The organism is Streptomyces sp. NBC_01255, assembly GCF_036226445.1.
Lineage (GTDB): Bacteria > Actinomycetota > Actinomycetes > Streptomycetales > Streptomycetaceae > Streptomyces.
The window spans coordinates 3,358,305-3,371,645 of sequence record NZ_CP108474.1; the positions used below are offsets into that span (position 1 = coordinate 3,358,305).

The window sequence follows — 13,341 nt, forward strand, 5'->3', positions numbered from 1 at the left end:
GCCTCTTTCTACGCGCATAGAGGGGGAAAGGGAGAGCGACCCTTCCATCGTGCCGGAAGGGCCGCTCCGAGGTGTTACTTGCGAAGGTGGTCCGGGCCGAACGCCTGCGGCAGCATCTCGGCCAGGGTCAGGAACCCGGCGGGCGTCTCCAGGACGAGGTCGGGGCCGCCGAACTCGAACAGGAGCTGCCGGCACCGGCCGCACGGGACGAGGGACTCGCCCCGGCCGTCCACGCACACGAAGTGCGTCAGCCGGCCGCCGCCGGTCGCCTGGAGCTGGGAGACGAGACCGCACTCGGCGCACAGGCCCAGGCCGAACGAGGCGTTCTCCACGTTGCAGCCGGAGACCGTCCGTCCGTCGTCCACGCGGGCCGCCGCGCCGACCGGGTAGCCCGAGTACGGGGCGTACGCGCGGGCCATGGCCTCGCGGGCCGTGACCCGCAAGGCCTCCCAGTCCGACGCCGGAAGCGGCGTCGTCACTTGCCCTCGCCCTTGCGGTAGCGCATGCCGTCCGCCTTGGGCATCCGCAGGCGCTGCGCGGAGAGCGACAGGACCAGCAGGGTCACCACGTACGGGGTCGCGCTGACGAACTCGACCGGGACCGTCTCCGTACCGAGGTACCAGATGAGGACGCCGACGCCGATGACGATGCTGATCGAGGACGTGATCCAGCGCTTCTTGTACGCCTTCCAGGCCGCCAGGACGACGAGGATCGCGAAGAGCAGCAGGAGCAGCGCGTGCACGGACTCGCCGCCGCTGCGGAGCTGGAGCGCGTCGGCGAAGCCGAACAGGCCCGCGCCCATCGCGAGGCCGCCCGGCCGCCAGTTGCCGAAGATCATCGCCGCGAGGCCGATGTAGCCGCGGCCGCCGGTCTGGCCCTCGTTGTAGATGTGCGAGGTGACCAGGGAGAGGAAGGCGCCGCCGAGACCGGCCAGACCGCCCGAGACGACGACGGCGATGTACTTGTACTTGTACACGTTGACGCCGAGGGACTCGGCCGCGATCGGGTTCTCGCCGCAGGAGCGCAGCCGCAGACCGAACGAGGTCTTCCACAGCACGAAGAACGTGCCGATCACCAGCAGCACCGCGAGGATCGTCACCAGCGAGACGTTGGTGACCAGGCCGCCGAGGATGCCGGCGATGTCCGAGATCAGGAACCAGTGGTGTTTCTCGATGTCGGCGAGCCAGTCGGACAGGCCCGGCACGGTGATCGAGGTGATGTCATCGGCCGGCGGGGACTGCTTGGGGCTGCCGCCCTTGGCCGCCGCCTCGCCGGAGTTGAACCACAGCTTGGCGAAGTAGGTGGTGACACCGACGGCCAGGATGTTGATCGCGATGCCGGAGATGATGTGGTCGACGCCGAAGGTGACGGTCGCGACCGCGTGCAGCAGGCCGCCGAACATGCCGCCCAGGATGCCGGCGAGGATGCCGATCCAGGGGTCGGTCTGCCAGCCGGCCCAGGCACCGAAGAAGGTGCCGAGGATCATCATGCCTTCGAGGCCGATGTTGACCACGCCCGCGCGCTCGGCCCACAGACCGCCGAGACCGGCGAGGCCGATCGGCACGGCGAGCGAGAGCGCGGCGCTGATCTGGCCGGCCGAGGTGAGGTCCTGCGCCCCGGTGATGACCCGCACGGCCGACAGGGCCACGAGCCCGCCCGCGACGATCAGCAGGATCCAGGGGAGGGTGAGGCGGGTGCGGCCGCCCTTGCCGCCGGCCGCCTTGGGGGCCGCGGGCGGCGGGGTGGAAGTCGCCGTGGCGCTCACGCCGACACCTCCGTCGTGTCGTTGGAACGGGCCTGGGCCGCGAGCTTCTCGCCGACCTGTCGCTGCTGGCGCTTGAGGCCGTAGCGGCGGACGACCTCGTAGGCGATGACGACGCAGAGGACGATGACGCCCTGCATGACGCCGACGATCTCGCGGTCGTAGTTCTCGAACTCCAGCTGCTGGCCGCCGCGCTCCAGGAACGCCCAGAGGATCGCGGCGAGCGCGATGCCGATCGGGTGGTTCCGGCCGAGCAGGGCGATGGCGATACCGGTGAAGCCGATGCCGACGGGGAAGTCGCCGCCGAATTCGTACGAGTCGTTGAGCAGCGTCGGCATACCGATCAGACCGGCCATGCCGCCGGAGATCAGCATGGACGTGACGACCATCTTCTTGACGTTGACACCGCTGGCCGACGCGGCCGTCTCGGACTGGCCGACGGTGCGCAGGTCGAAGCCGAAGCGGGTGCGGGAGAGCGTGAACCAGTACCCGATGCCCGCGATGACCGCGACGACGACGAAGCCGTAGATCGGGGTCGGCGTGGTCGGGAACTCGAAGAAGTGCGAGGACTCCGGCAGCGGGGTCGTCGCCACCTTCGTGCCGGCCGCGTCCAGGTGACCGAGGCGGCCGGGCTGGAGCAGGTAGCCGATGATCGCGGTCGCGATGAAGTTGAGCATGATCGTCGAGACGACCTCGCTGACACCGCGGGTGGTCTTGAGGAGACCCGCGACGCCCGCCCACATGGCGCCGACGATCATCGCGGTGACGATGATCAGCGGGATCTGGACGATGCCCGGCAGGGTCAGCGCGCCGCCGACGGCGGCGGCGAAGAAGGCGGCGAGACGGTACTGGCCGTCCACACCGATGTTGAACAGGTTCATGCGGAAGCCGATGGCCACCGCGATGCCCGCCAGGTAGTACGTCGTCGCCTTGTTGATGATGTAGACCTGGCTGTCGGACTTGACGCCGTAGTCGAACATGATCCCGAAGGCGCTGAACGGCTCCTTGCCGGTGGCCGCGAGCACCAGGGCGGTGATCAGGAAGGCGGCGACGATCGCGAGCAGCGGCGCCGCGATCGCCAGGAGCACCCGCTCCTTGTCGAACTTCTTCATCGGGCCTCGTCCTCCGGGCCGTCGGTGCCCTCAGTGCCCGCAGGGCTCTCAGGGCTCTCAGGGCTCTCAGGGCTCTCATCGTGCTCAAGGTGACCGGCGGCGGCGCCGGTCATGGCCGAGCCCAGCTCCTCCGGAGTGATCGTCGCCGGGTCGGCGTCCGCCACGAGCCGCCCGCGGTACATCACGCGCAGGGTGTCGGAGAGGCCGATCAGCTCGTCGAGGTCGGCGGAGATCAGCAGGACCGCCAGGCCCTCACGGCGCGCCTCGCGGATCTGGTCCCAGATCTGCGCCTGCGCGCCGACGTCCACGCCCCGGGTGGGGTGCGCGGCGATCAGCAGTTTGGGGTCGTGGCTCATCTCGCGGCCGACGATCAGCTTCTGCTGGTTTCCGCCGGAGAGGGAGGCCGCGGTGACGTCGATGCCGGGGGTACGGACGTCGTACTCGCGGACGATCCGCTCGGTGTCCTTGCGGGCGGCCTTGAGGTCGAGGATGGCGCCCTTGGAGTTGGGCTTCTCGGTGACGTGCCCCAGGATGCGGTTCTCCCAGAGGGGGGCCTCCAGGAGCAGACCGTGCCGGTGGCGGTCCTCGGGGATGCAGCCGATGCCGTCCTCGCGACGCTTGCGCGTGGGGGCCTCGGAGATGTCCTGGCCGTCCAGGGTCACGACGCCGCCGTCGGCGTTGCGCATGCCCATGATCGTGTCGACGAGTTCCGACTGGCCGTTGCCCTCGACACCGGCGATGCCGAGGACCTCGCCCTTGTGGATGGTGAAGGTGATCCCGCCGAGGACCGCGCGGACCACGCCGTCGGGGTCGACCGCGCTCAGCGCCAGGTCCTGGACCGTCAGCATCGGCACGTCCGTGACCGTCGACTCGCGGGTCTCCGGCGAGGGCAGCTCGGCGCCGACCATCAGCTCCGCGAGCTGCTTGGTGGTGGTGTGCTTCGGGTCGGCGGTGCCGACCGTGGTGCCGCGCCGGATGACGGTGATCTCGTCGGCGACCGACAGGACCTCGCCCAGCTTGTGCGAGATGAAGATGACGGTCAGGCCCTCGGCCTTGAGCTCGCGCAGGTTGTCGAAGAGCGCGTCGACCTCCTGCGGGACGAGCACGGCGGTCGGCTCGTCGAGGATCAGGGTGCGGGCGCCGCGGTAGAGGACCTTGAGGATCTCGACGCGCTGACGGTCGGCCACACCGAGGTCCTCGACGAGGACGTCGGGGCGGACGCCGAGGCCGTACGCGTCGGAGATCTCCTTGATCTTGGCGCGGGCCTTGTCCCCGATGCCGTAGAGCTTCTCGGAACCGAGGACGACGTTCTCGAGGACGGTGAGGTTGTCCGCGAGCATGAAGTGCTGGTGGACCATGCCGACGCCGCGGACGATCGCATCGCCGGGGCTGTTGAACGTCACCTGCTCGCCGTCGACCGTGATGGTGCCCTCGTCCGGCTTCTGCATGCCGTAGAGGATCTTCATCAGCGTCGACTTGCCCGCGCCGTTCTCGCCCACGAGGGCGTGGACGGTGCCGCGGCGCACGGTGATGTCGATGTCGTGATTGGCCACGACGCCGGGGAAACGCTTGGTGATGCCGCGGAGTTCTACGGCGTTCGGACTGCTGGTGCTGGAGGCTTTGATGACGCACTCTCCAAGGCAGGGAGCGTGAGGAGGACGAGGCGGGGACGCAGGCGCTGTCGGTGGCGAAAAATACCCTGTACGCCATGACGCTACGCGCGTAGCGTCAGGAAAATCGTTCAACTGCCCGCGGACATACGTGTGAAGGGGGCCCGGAGTGTCGGCCGAAGCCGCTCTCCGGGCCCCCTTTCCGACGTGTGTCAGAGGGTCGTGGCGACCTTGATCTGACCGTCGACGATCTTCTTCTTGGCCGCGTCGATCTGGGCCTGGATGTCCGTGAGGTGGCCACCCGTGGTGGTGAGGGAGACACCGTCCTCGGCCAGCGAGTAGGTGTGCGTGCCGGTCATCGGCTTGCCGTCCTGGACGGACTTGACGAGCTCGAAGACGCCGGTGTCGACGTTCTTGACGACCGAGGTCATGATCGAGCCGGCGTACTTCGACAGGGCCGGGTCCTTCGCCTGGTCCGAGTCGACGCCGATCGCCCAGGTGCCGGGCTTCGCGGCGACGGCCTCGATGGCGCCGGCGCCGGAGCCGCCCGCGGCGGCGTAGATGACGTCGATGCCCTTGTCGAGCATGCCCTTGGCGGCGGCCTTGCCCTTGTCAGGCGCACCGAAGCCGGACATGTCCGTACCGGTGGACAGGTACTGGATCTGGACCGTGGCGTTCGGCTTGGTCTCCTTGACACCCTGCTGGAAACCGGCGGCGAACTTCTTGATCAGCGGGATGTCGACACCGCCGATGAAGCCGATCTTGCCGTCCTTGGACTTCAGGGCCGCGGCGACACCGGCGAGGTAGGAGCCCTGCTCCTCGGTGAAGACGATCGAGTCGACGTTCTTCGCCTCGGAGACCGAGTCGACCAGGCCGAAGGTGGTCTTCGGGTACTTGGCCGCGACCTTGTCGATCGCGTCCTTGTAGGCGAAGCCGACACCGATGACCGGGTTGTAGCCGCCCTCGGCGAGGGAGGCGAGGCGCTGCTCGCGGTCGGCCGGGGTCTCACCGTTCTTCGCGGTGAGCTCCTTGGTCTCGACACCGAGGTCGGCCTTGGCCTTGTCGAGACCGCGCGCGGCGGAGTCGTTGAAGGAGTTGTCGCCACGACCACCCACGTCGTAGGCCATGCCGACCTTGATGTCGCCCGAGTCGGAGCCCGAGTCCCCGGTGGAGGACTCCCCGCAGGCGGTGGCAGTGAGAGCGAGAGCCGCAGTGACAGCACACGCGGCGGTGATCTTGGATACCCGGCGCACGAGGAGGTCCCTTCAAGACTGACCGAAAGCGCCTCTTCCGGCGCTGGTTTCGGGCGATCGTAACGCGCGTAGATGTCAGTTAAAGACCCGTTCATGAGTCGTTACCGGATCGACGCCCACGCGTCGTACCAGACGGTAGCGGCACGGGGACGATCCGACACGCGGCGCGAGCCCCATTACCTCGACCTGACGATCTTTTGCGATTTCCTTTGCACACGCTGAGTAGGGCTTGGTAACTCTCCTCTGACCATACGGGGACGGCGGGGCTGACCACCCCATCGCCCAGAACAAACAGGGGGAAGTCCTATGAAACGCTCCTTCGCCGCGTTCGGCATCACGGCGGCGCTGCTCGGCGGCTCCGCGGCCCTGGCGCCCACGGCCTCCGCCGGCACCATCGGCGACTGCAACACCTGGACGTCGAGCCGCGCGCCGTACACCGGTTCCGCGTACTGCAGCAAGATCGCGTGGGGTGACGAGTTCCGGGTGAAGGTCACCTGTGTGGACCCGCGGGGCAGCCAGTGGACCGTGTACGGCCCGTGGAAGAACAACACCCAGACGTCGACGGCCAAGTGCTCGGACAACCCGAACGTCGGCGTCCTGCGTGTCGGTGTCTCCTTCAGCGCCTGACCGTCTCGTTCGGCGTCTGACCGTCTCGTTCGGCGTCTGACCGACCGGAGCGGGTCCTGACCCGGCCCGCTCCGCCTTTCACCAGCACAGAAGCCCTAGGGGGAACCATGAAGAAGACCGTGATCGCCACGCTCGGCCTCGCGCTCGCGGCCGGCTCGCTGATCGCCGCGCCCGCCGCGTCCGCCGCGTCCGCCGCCCAGCTCGGCACGGCGAGCGTCGACTGCGAGACCTGGAAGTCGACCGGAGCGCCGTACACCGGTTACGCCAAGTGCACCGGCATGCTGCCCTATCCGCTCGAAGGCGCGAAGGTGAAGATCACCTGCGTCGACCCGCGGGGATCGCAGTGGGTCGTCTACGGCAAGGCCGTCGGCAACGGCAAGACGTCCAGCGCGAAGTGTTCCGACAACCCGAACGTCGGCATCTACAAGGTCGGCGTCGAGCGGGTGCGCCTGTGACGGCGGGCATGACCTGGAGGAACCGGGCGGCTCTCGCGTCCGCGGCTCTGGCCGTGGCCGCGGGTCTGGTCGGCGCGGCGCCCGCACCGGCGAGCGCGGCGGGCTGCACGGTGGGGAAGTCGGGAAGCGCTCCGTGGACCGGGTACGCGAAGTGCGACGTCTTCCAGGGGCGGCAGTACCGGGTCTGGATCACCTGTCAGGGTCCGACCGGCGGGCCGTTCCAGCGCTACGGCATGTGGCAGCGCGACGGACGGATCTCCAGCCAGCGCTGCTCGGACAGCCCCAACGTGGGCATCACGCAGGTCCGGGTGCAGTGGGGCAGGTGATCTGAGCGGGAGGCCGCGCACGCGGCCTCCCGCTCTGCTCGATCAGCCCCTGCGGTCGAGCAGCGCCGCGGCCGTGAAGAGTTCGACGGCCGTCTCGATGCAGCGTTCGTCCACGTCGAAGTCGCCCGCGTGCAGGTCGCGGACCCGGGTGTCGCCGGGGGTCCGGACGCCGAGGCGGGCCATGGCGCCGGGGACGTGCTCCAGATACCAGGAGAAGTCCTCGCCGCCGAGGCTCTGCTCGGTGTCCTCGATCGCGTACGGTCCGCGGCGGGCGGTCATCGCGTCGGCGAGCAGCTCGGTGACGACCCCGTCGTTGACGACCGGGGGGACGCCCCGCACGTAGTTCACGGTGGACTTCGCGCGGTGCAGGGCCGCGATCTCGTCGATCGCCGCGTGGACCAGGTCGGGCGCCTCCCGCCAGGTCGGCAGGTCGAGGCAGCGGACGGTGCCGGAGAGCTCGGCGTGCTGCGGGATGACGTTGCAGGCGTGGCCGGCCTCGATGCGTCCCCAGGTGACCGAGAGGCCCGAGCGGGCGTCGACGCGGCGGGCGAGGACGGCGGGGACGTCGGTGGCGATCCGGGCGGCGGCGGTCACGAGGTCGGTGGTGAGGTGCGGGCGGGCGGTGTGGCCGCCCGGGCCGTCAAGGGTGACTTCCAGCCGGTCGCAGGCCGAGGTGATGGGACCGGGGCGCAGCCCGATCTTCCCGGCGTCCACCCTGGGGTCGCAGTGGACGGCGATGATGCGGCCGACTCCGTCGAGCACGCCGGCCTCGACCGCGTCGGCGGCGCCGCCGGGCAGCACTTCCTCGGCGGGCTGGAAGAGGAGCCGTACGGCGTACGGGAGGAGGCCCTGCCGGTCGAGTTCGGCGAGGACGAGTCCGGCGCCCAGGACGGTGGTGGTGTGGACGTCGTGTCCGCAGGCGTGCGCGCGGTTGGCCACGGTGGAGCGGTAGGCGACGGTCTTCACGTCGGGGATGGGCAGCGCGTCGAGGTCGGCGCGGATCGCGAGCATGGGGCGGCGGCGGTCCGGGGTGCCGATGTCACAGATGAGCCCGGTGCCGCCCGGCAGGACCTTCGGCACGAGGCCGGCCGCCTCCAGGCGGGCCTTGAGCGCGGCGGTCGTACGGAACTCCTGGTTGCCCAGCTCGGGGTGCATGTGCAAGTCCCTGCGGAAGGCGATCAGTTCGGCGCGCAGGGGTGCGGACAGCGTTCCGGGCAGGGTGACGGAGCCTGGCTCACGGGACTTCAACTGGTTCACCTTTTGAAGGGTAGGCCCCTCGCATGGTCAACTGCCCGTTGATCACGAAAAGTTCAGCCCGTTAGGGGAAAGAATCTCGGTTTGGCAGGCATGAAGGCCCTTCCGTATGGGTACGCTCAGCCGAATTCGGCCGGGTTGGACCGGGTTGGGCCTGTCAGGCCGTTCCGGTGGCTCCTGTGGCTCCTGTGACCCGTGCCGTGAGCCGGTCGACCTCGTGGGCCGCCGTGCCCGCCACTCCGGACAGGAAGCCCTGGGCGCGCGGGGACGCGGTCGCCCGCAGCCACTCGGGCGCGACCTCGATGACGGCGACCTTCACGCCCGTACCGGCGAGGGCCAGTGGCAGGGTGTGGACGACCGTGGACGGGAAGCTGACGACGGTGCGGCCGATCGGGCCGCGGCGGGCGATCAGCTCCAGGGGCAGATCGGGCCGGACCACCTGGAGGCCCGTCTCGACCGCGATGCGGTGCAGCTTCTCGGCGCTCTCGCGGCGGTGCGCGAAGTAGCGGGTCGCGCCGTGGGCGCGGGCCAGTTCCGCGACCACGCGCGCGTAGTGGTCGGCGTCGACGACGCCTGTCTCGACCAGCGAGGTGCCGACCAGGTCCGCGCCGCCGGTGAGCAGCGGCGGGCCGAAGCGGGTCCGTGTCCAGGCGTAGGAGTTCTCCGTGACCTCGACGCCGGGCGGCGCCTCGACGGGCAGCGACGTGAAGATCTCGACCGTACGGCCGCGGGCCGGGGCGAGCCGTCGCCGGGCCAGCGAGGTCACCGGGGCGAGGACCAGCTCGCGCGGGCCCAGGTTGCCCTTGCGGTGCCAGCGCACCAGGCGCTCGCCGCGGCCGAGCTGGGCGGCGAACTCCATCGTCGCGGTGCCGTCGTCGACCACCGTCAGGTGCCGGGGCGAGAAGAGCGACAGGAGCAGCTGTACGTAGCGGGAGAACGGGTCGCCGATGATGACCCGCTCCGCCCGGCGCAGCGGCGGGGCGAGCTGCCGCAGAGTGCGGACGAGCGCGCCCCGGCCGCCGCGGGCCTCCTGCCAGCGGACGGTGAGGCCCTCGTCGCGGGCCAGCTGGGCCATCCGGCGCAGCTGGCCCCGCGACATGGGGTCGGTCGGCGAGAGGACGACGACCGTGAGGGCGGGCGTTGCGGGCTCCGCCCCCGGGGTGGGAGCGGGTGCCGCCCCCGGGGTGGTGGCGTCCGTGGTGCGGGACGCCGCGGCTGACGTGCCGACGGGCTCGTCCGGAGCGGATGCTCCGGTTGCGGGTGCCGCGCCGGGCGCCCGGTCGGGCGCCTGCGTGTGCGCCCATTCCAGGACGTTGAGGAGCTGGACCGGGCTCTCGACGAACGCCAGCTGCCCGGTCATGCGGCGACGAGCCCCTGGACCCGGCGGAGCTTCTTCATCGGGCCGAGCTCCGACTCGTAGACCTTCTTGACGCCGTCGCCGAGGGCGGTCTCGATGGTGCGGATGTCACGGACGAGGCGCTGGAGGCCCTGCGGCTCGACGGAGGCGGCCTGGTCGGAGCCCCACATGGCGCGGTCGAGGGTGATGTGGCGCTCGACGAAGGTGGCGCCGAGGGCGACGGCGGCGAGGGTGGTCTGCAGGCCGGTCTCGTGGCCGGAGTAGCCGATCGGGACGTTCGGGTACTCGTCCTTCAGCGTGTTGATCACGCGGAGGTTGAGCTCCTCGGCCTTGGCCGGGTACGTCGAGGTGGCGTGGCAGAGCAGGATGTTGTCCGAGCCGAGGACCTCGACCGCGTGGCGGATCTGCTTCGGGGTGGACATGCCCGTGGAGAGGATGACCGTACGGCCGGTGGCGCGCAGGGAGCGGAGGAGCTCGTCGTCCGTGAGGGAGGCCGAGGCGACCTTGTGGGCGGGGACGTCGAACTTCTCCAGGAAGGCGACGGCCTCGGTGTCCCACGGGGAGGCGAACCAGTCGATGCCGCGCTTCTTGCAGTGCTCGTCGATGGCGCGGTACTCGTCCTCGCCGAACTCCACGCGGTGGCGGTAGTCGATGTACGTCATCCGGCCCCAGGGGGTGTCTCGCTCGATGTCCCACTGGTCGCGCGGGGTGCAGATCTCCGGGGTGCGCTTCTGGAACTTGACGGCGTCACAGCCGGCCTCGGCGGCTACGTCGATCAGGGCGATGGCGTTGTCGAGCTCGCCGTTGTGGTTGATGCCGATCTCGCCCGTGATGTAGACGGGCTGACCCGGGCCGGCGGTCTTCTCGCCGAAGGTGCGCAGACGAGTGCTCATGGTGCTGTTCCTTACGAGTTGGGGATGCGGGGTGCGGGAGTGTCGAGCTCGGGTCCGAGGAGCCAGGCCGCGATCTCGCGGATCGCTCCGAAGCCGCCAGGGGTGGCGGTGACCGCGCGGGCCGCGGCCCGTACGGAGTCGTGGGCGCTGCTCACCGCGACGGGCCAGCCGACGAGGTGGAAGCAGGGCAGGTCGTTGACGTCGTTGCCGGCGTAGAGCACGCGCTGGGGGTCGATGCCCTCGGCGTCGCACCACTCCTTGAGGGCCCGGTCCTTGCGGTCGATGCCGTGCAGGACGGGGATCTTGAGCTTGCGGGCGCGGGCGGCGACGACGGCGTTCTGTTCGGTGGAGAGGATGAGGACGGGGAGTCCGGCGCGGCGCAGGGCCGCGATGCCGAGGCCGTCGCCGCGGTGCGCGGAGACGAACTCGCGTCCCTCGGCGTCGAGGTGGACCCGGTCGTCGGTCTGGGTGCCGTCGAAGTCGAGGACGACGGCGTCGACGTCGGCGAAGCCGGGGGTGGCGGGCTCGTCGAGGAGCGGCGCGAGGGCCTTGGCGCGGGCGAGGTCGTGCGGGTCGTCGATCTCCAGGACCCGGGCGGGGTCGGTGACGACGAGCGCGGTACGGCCGAAGAAGCGGTGCCCGTGGGTACGGAAGCCGGTCGCGTCCATGGCGTAGACGGCGCCGGTCTCCAGGTACTCGGGCTCCCGGTCCTGGCGGCGGGGGCGGTGCGCCTTGTCGTGGTTGACGCCCTCGGCGCCGTCGTCGACCGTGTCGCGCCAGAGGAAGCCGTGGGACGGGGCGGCCGTGAAGGCCGTGTCGGCGGCGCCCGAGGTGACGCGCTCGACGGTCTCGGCGACCTCGGCGGAGGTGAGGAAGGGGCTCGTGCACTGGACGAGGAGGACGACGTCGGCCGCACGGCCGTGGGTGGCCTCGAAGGCGTCCATCGCGTGCAGGACGGCGGCCTCGCTGGTCGCGGTGTCGCCCGCGATCTCGGCGGGGCGGTGCACGGCCTCGGCTCCGGCGGAGCGGGCCGCCGCCGCGATGGCGGCGTCGTCGGTGGAGACCACGACATGGGTGACCGGGCGGGCGCCGAGGCAGGCGCGGACGGCGCGGGCCACGAGCGGGACACCGGCCACCGGGGCGAGGTTCTTGGCGGGGACGCCCTTCGAGCCGCCCCTCGCGGGGATCACGGCGAGCACGGTGGCGGTGTCCGTGGGGTACGTCGTCATCAGAGTTCTCCCAGCCGGCGGATGACGGGGGCCACGCGCTGGACGCCGTGGCGGTACGCGCCCCGCGCCGCGTCCCGGACGATCCGGCGGAGGCCGCTCTCGCGGGGCTCCTGCGCGGTGACGTCCAGGCGGTGGCGGGCGAGGATCCCCGGCAGGTAGCCGGGGGCCGTCTCCGCTGTGTAGTAGGGGGTGATCGGGGGCAGCGCGGGGAGCGCCAGGAGTGCGGCGACCCGGTCGCGGGCCGCGTCGAAGGCCTCTTCGTACGGGCTGTCGGATGCCACGCCCTGCCGGGCGAGCCAGGTCTCGTCCGGGGTCGGGACGAGTCCCTTGTCGAGCGCCTCGAAGGAGGCGAGCAGGCCGGAGCCGACGAAGTGGTGGTTGCCGAGCGGCTCGCGGACCCCGAGGTCGGTGAGGATCGCGGTGGGGATCCGGCGGTGGAGGGCTTCGAGCGCGGCCGTGGAGGAGACGGTGACCAGGAGGTCGGTGCGGTCGAGGACCTCGCCCATGTGTCCGTACACGAGCCGGAAGTTGGCGGGCGGGTCGAGGTCGCGGACCAGCTTCTGGAAGGGGTACTCCTCCAGGTGCGTGGTGTGTTCGCCGGGCTTGGAGCGAAGCTTGAGGAGCACCTCGCGGCCCGGGTGGAGCCGTGCGTGCCGGATCAGCCGCTCCAGGACGTAGCTGCGCTCGGCCCGGCCGGCGGGCACGGACGGCTGCGCGGCGAAGACGAGGGTGTCGCGGCCGGCCTCGGGGGTGTGCGGGGCGCCGCCCAGGAAGGGCAGCGCGGCCTCGACGACCGAGTCGGAGCCGGCGCCCACGCCCTCGTACACGGCACGGAAACGCTCGGCGTCGTGCCGGGAGTTGGCGAGGACGACGTCGGCGCCGTGGCGCAGGAGGAGCCCGTCGGTGAGCTTCTCGTAGACCACGCCGACATAGCCGGTGACGATCACCGGGCGCCGGTCCAGGGCCAGATCGGCCAGACCCTGGAGGACGGCCCGGACGGTGCCGCCGACGAGGGCGAGGACGATGACGTCGTATCCCTTTCCGCGTTCCGCCGCGTCCCGTACGGCACGGAGGAACTCCGCACCCGTCACCTCGCTCGGGGTGGTCGTGGACACCCCGGTCTCGGCGAGTTGGCGCGGGGTGGGAGTGGCCCGTCCGCGCAGGACGAATCCGGTGGGTTCGGCTGTCGCCGTGGTGATGCGGCGCGCCGTGAGGGCGCCCCATTTCCACCGGGTGTCGGAGTCGGCGAGTACGGCTACTCGTACTGCCTCGTTGGTACTTGCTGGCACGTCGAGGACGCTAGAAGGGCATTTCGCTTTCCGGCCCAACTGAGACACAACAACGGGTGAACAGCGCCTCTCCGACGTGTTAAACAGGTCGGATTCCGGCCGCAATCGGACCGGGCAGGGGCCGGATTTCCCTGCAGGTAAAGGCGGTTAATCGGCCCGCCGCTTGGTGTTCAC

The 13,341-nt window shown here is 70.6% G+C and carries 13 protein-coding genes; 3 read left to right on the forward strand and 10 right to left on the reverse strand.

All coding sequences use genetic code 11. The annotated features are described in order from the left end of the window. Window positions 1–74: 74 nt before the first annotated feature. The 5 genes from OG357_RS14590 to OG357_RS14610 all read right to left on the reverse strand — a co-directional run bounded on the left by OG357_RS14590 (window position 75) and on the right by OG357_RS14610 (window position 5,737). On the reverse strand, window positions 75–479 hold the full coding sequence (locus tag OG357_RS14590; protein WP_329621566.1) for a cytidine deaminase: 405 nt from the start codon (window positions 477–479) through the stop codon (window positions 75–77). Beyond that, window positions 476–1,765 (reverse strand): ABC transporter permease, encoded by a 1,290-nt coding sequence (locus OG357_RS14595; protein ID WP_329621567.1) that lies wholly within the window; start codon window positions 1,763–1,765, stop codon window positions 476–478. The genes OG357_RS14590 and OG357_RS14595 overlap by 4 nt, the downstream gene beginning before the upstream one ends. Beyond that, on the reverse strand, window positions 1,762–2,874 hold the full coding sequence (locus tag OG357_RS14600) for an ABC transporter permease (RefSeq protein ID WP_314611951.1): 1,113 nt from the start codon (window positions 2,872–2,874) through the stop codon (window positions 1,762–1,764). The genes OG357_RS14595 and OG357_RS14600 overlap by 4 nt, the downstream gene beginning before the upstream one ends. Beyond that, window positions 2,871–4,499 carry an ABC transporter ATP-binding protein gene (locus OG357_RS14605; protein WP_329625595.1) on the reverse strand — a complete coding sequence of 543 codons (1,629 nt, stop codon included), beginning with the start codon at window positions 4,497–4,499 and terminating at the stop codon, window positions 2,871–2,873. The genes OG357_RS14600 and OG357_RS14605 overlap by 4 nt, the downstream gene beginning before the upstream one ends. A 197-nt stretch (window positions 4,500–4,696) precedes the next feature. Then, window positions 4,697–5,737, reverse strand: a complete 1,041-nt coding sequence (locus tag OG357_RS14610; protein WP_329621568.1) for a BMP family lipoprotein — start codon at window positions 5,735–5,737, stop codon at window positions 4,697–4,699. 306 nt (window positions 5,738–6,043) lie between these two features. On the opposite strand from OG357_RS14610, the gene OG357_RS14615 reads away from it, so the two are divergent. The 3 genes from OG357_RS14615 (at window position 6,044) to OG357_RS14625 (ending at window position 7,145) form a co-directional block, all read left to right on the forward strand. After that, on the forward strand, window positions 6,044–6,364 hold the full coding sequence (locus tag OG357_RS14615) for a hypothetical protein (RefSeq protein ID WP_329621569.1): 321 nt from the start codon (window positions 6,044–6,046) through the stop codon (window positions 6,362–6,364). Between the two features lie 107 nt (window positions 6,365–6,471). Then, on the forward strand, window positions 6,472–6,819 hold the full coding sequence (locus OG357_RS14620; protein ID WP_329621570.1) for a hypothetical protein: 348 nt from the start codon (window positions 6,472–6,474) through the stop codon (window positions 6,817–6,819). Window positions 6,820–6,827: 8 nt separating this feature from the next. Continuing rightward, a complete protein-coding gene (locus OG357_RS14625; protein WP_329621571.1) occupies window positions 6,828–7,145 on the forward strand; it encodes a hypothetical protein in 318 nt (105 codons plus the stop codon). Window positions 7,146–7,187: 42 nt separating this feature from the next. Here the strand turns inward: OG357_RS14625 and OG357_RS14630 are convergent, their stop codons facing one another. The 5 genes from OG357_RS14630 to OG357_RS14650 form a co-directional block, all read right to left on the reverse strand. After that, the gene (locus OG357_RS14630; RefSeq protein WP_329621572.1) at window positions 7,188–8,402 is read right to left on the reverse strand and encodes an amidohydrolase; all 1,215 of its coding nucleotides are present in this window, start codon (window positions 8,400–8,402) and stop codon (window positions 7,188–7,190) included. Window positions 8,403–8,556: 154 nt separating this feature from the next. Next, window positions 8,557–9,759: a hypothetical protein gene (locus OG357_RS14635; RefSeq protein ID WP_329621573.1), complete on the reverse strand. Its 1,203-nt coding sequence runs from the start codon at window positions 9,757–9,759 to the stop codon at window positions 8,557–8,559. Continuing rightward, entirely contained in the window at window positions 9,756–10,649 is an 894-nt protein-coding gene (locus OG357_RS14640; RefSeq protein WP_329621574.1) for an N-acetylneuraminate synthase family protein, read from the reverse strand. Before OG357_RS14640 ends, OG357_RS14635 begins: the two co-directional genes overlap by 4 nt. Window positions 10,650–10,660: 11 nt before the next feature. After that, the gene (locus tag OG357_RS14645; protein ID WP_329621575.1) at window positions 10,661–11,878 is read right to left on the reverse strand and encodes an acylneuraminate cytidylyltransferase; all 1,218 of its coding nucleotides are present in this window, start codon (window positions 11,876–11,878) and stop codon (window positions 10,661–10,663) included. Beyond that, a complete protein-coding gene (locus OG357_RS14650) occupies window positions 11,878–13,167 on the reverse strand; it encodes a DUF6716 putative glycosyltransferase (RefSeq protein WP_329621576.1) in 1,290 nt (429 codons plus the stop codon). The genes OG357_RS14645 and OG357_RS14650 overlap by 1 nt, the downstream gene beginning before the upstream one ends. Window positions 13,168–13,341: the final 174 nt, after the last annotated feature.

Bases quoted from the DNA above. Each gene is read 5' to 3' on its own strand.
- OG357_RS14615 (WP_329621569.1), top strand. From the start codon at position 6,044: ATGAAACGCTCCTTCGCCGCGTTCGGCATCACGGCGGCGCTGCTCGGC.
- OG357_RS14625 (WP_329621571.1), top strand. From the start codon at position 6,828: ATGACCTGGAGGAACCGGGCGGCTCTCGCGTCCGCGGCTCTGGCCGTG.
- OG357_RS14640 (WP_329621574.1), bottom strand. From the start codon at position 10,649: ATGAGCACTCGTCTGCGCACCTTCGGCGAGAAGACCGCCGGCCCGGGT.
- OG357_RS14600 (WP_314611951.1), bottom strand. From the start codon at position 2,874: ATGAAGAAGTTCGACAAGGAGCGGGTGCTCCTGGCGATCGCGGCGCCG.
- OG357_RS14645 (WP_329621575.1), bottom strand. From the start codon at position 11,878: ATGACGACGTACCCCACGGACACCGCCACCGTGCTCGCCGTGATCCCC.
- OG357_RS14620 (WP_329621570.1), top strand. From the start codon at position 6,472: ATGAAGAAGACCGTGATCGCCACGCTCGGCCTCGCGCTCGCGGCCGGC.
- OG357_RS14635 (WP_329621573.1), bottom strand. From the start codon at position 9,759: ATGACCGGGCAGCTGGCGTTCGTCGAGAGCCCGGTCCAGCTCCTCAAC.